Annotated in this window: 1 protein-coding gene; it reads right to left on the bottom strand. The window is 56.5% G+C overall.

Translation table 11 applies throughout. The annotated features are described in order from the left end of the window. Positions 1 to 46 precede the first annotated feature (46 nt). Positions 47 to 774 (bottom strand): hypothetical protein (locus tag KMS84_RS43625; protein ID WP_256921244.1); only part of this gene is annotated, 728 nt, incomplete at its 5' end.

Genomic DNA, 774 nt, shown 5'->3' with positions numbered 1-774 from the left:
CCGATGTCCTCTTCGGTGATTTCGGGCACCAGGTCACGGAACGTGATCATGGTGTCTGCCGCTCAGATGGGTGTTGTGATGGCTGGTGCTGCTCGTGGGGCACTGCCAGGCGAGAGGTCACATAAGTGATCGCCTCAACGAGGTAGCTGGGGAGCCTTTCCTCCAGCCCCTCGCACGGCACCACAACCCCCTGATAGCGTTGTTCCAAAATGTCGACGAGGTACTGAGCTGCGATGGCCTTTGAGGCAACCTTGCGGTGGAACAGGGCATAGACAGTAGAACTCACTTGCTCGGGCGACATGTTCGAACTGTAATAGCTGTCATACTCAGCTATGGCCCGCTTAATGATCTGATCATGTGTTTCCCGACCAGCATGAAGTGCCTCATCCTTAGCAGCCAGGCGTGCAGCGATCAACACCTCGCGTGCCATGCCGCTGAAGGCCAAGTCGTATTCCAGCGTCCATTGCCCCGCCACGAACGTTTTTACATTCTGTTCGTCGTTCGCTTTACGCAGGCGGCGTCGCTCCTCCAAGCCGAGAAGCCGGCTATCATCATTGACACCAAAATCGCGCGTTGCGCGCCACTTTCTCTGTGCAGTGTTTTCCCATTTTGGATCGTCTGCACCTTCCACCAACCCCAGAATTTCTGGTGCGCAATCAGGCATGACGTCCATGTCCGAGACGCAGGCTACGGGGATGTTCAGAACACCAGCCCCAGGGGTCGCACGTTGGAGGATTCGAGCATAGCGGCCAAGACCAATGCCCCCTACATTTA

The organism is Streptomyces hilarionis (assembly GCF_024539675.1).
Classification (GTDB): Bacteria; Actinomycetota; Actinomycetes; order Streptomycetales; family Streptomycetaceae; genus Streptomyces; species Streptomyces hilarionis.
Note: the sequence above shows the minus strand (reverse complement) of the source record. Positions and strands in the feature narration are given on the sequence as shown.